Source organism: Serratia sp. CY55921, from assembly GCF_052167655.1.
GTDB classification, from domain to species: domain Bacteria; phylum Pseudomonadota; class Gammaproteobacteria; order Enterobacterales; family Enterobacteriaceae; genus Serratia; species Serratia ureilytica.
Window position 1 is genome coordinate 1 of sequence record NZ_JBJNMU010000021.1, and the last position, 898, is coordinate 898.

2 tRNA genes and 2 rRNA genes are annotated in these 898 nt (G+C 49.7%); all 4 read right to left on the reverse strand.

The annotated features are described in order from the left end of the window. Window positions 1-320 (reverse strand): 23S ribosomal RNA (locus ACJ8M3_RS24750); the annotation flags it as partial. 206 nt (window positions 321-526) lie between these two features. Continuing rightward, window positions 527-602 (reverse strand) — tRNA-Ala (locus ACJ8M3_RS24755). 38 nt (window positions 603-640) lie between these two features. Further along, a tRNA-Ile gene (locus ACJ8M3_RS24760) sits at window positions 641-717 on the reverse strand. Between the two features lie 74 nt (window positions 718-791). After that, window positions 792-898 (reverse strand): 16S ribosomal RNA (locus ACJ8M3_RS24765); the annotation flags it as partial.

Sequence of the window (898 nt, forward strand, 5' to 3'; positions counted from 1 at the left end):
CTGCGCGACTTTCCAGACGCTTCCACTAACACACAAGCCGATTCAGGTTCTGGGCTCCTCCCCGTTCGCTCGCCGCTACTGGGGGAATCTCGGTTGATTTCTTTTCCTCGGGGTACTTAGATGTTTCAGTTCCCCCGGTTCGCCTCATGCCACTATGTATTCATGACATGATAGTGTGTCGAAACACACTGGGTTTCCCCATTCGGGTATCGCCGGTTATAACGGTTCATATCACCTTACCGACGCTTTTCGCAGATTAGCACGCCCTTCATCGCCTCTGACTGCCTAGGCATCCACCGTGTACGCTTAGTCACTTAACCTCACAACCCGAAGATGTTTCCATCGTTCGCGCTGCAAACATTTGAGAGACTCTATGACAGGTTACTCTTCATCCCAATACATCTACGGAGGGATAAATTTCAGCCGTCATGTTTCAATTTTCAGCTTGTTCCAGATTGTTAAAGAGCAAAATACTTCGCAGCATACTGTCGCCAATATACTCTGAAGTATTCAATACCGGACTATATGGTGGAGCTAAGCGGGATCGAACCGCTGACCTCCTGCGTGCAAGGCAGGCGCTCTCCCAGCTGAGCTATAGCCCCATACAGTCACGTGCAGTACCTTTTCCACTTACAAGAAGTGGTAGGCCTGAGTGGACTTGAACCACCGACCTCACCCTTATCAGGGGTGCGCTCTAACCACCTGAGCTACAAGCCTATAAAGGTATTTCTGCTCGTTACTTTCTATCAGACAATCTGTGTGAGCACGCCACTCGAACTAATATCTTTAGGTAAGGAGGTGATCCAACCGCAGGTTCCCCTACGGTTACCTTGTTACGACTTCACCCCAGTCATGAATCACAAAGTGGTAAGCGCCCTCCCGAAGGTTAAGCTACCTA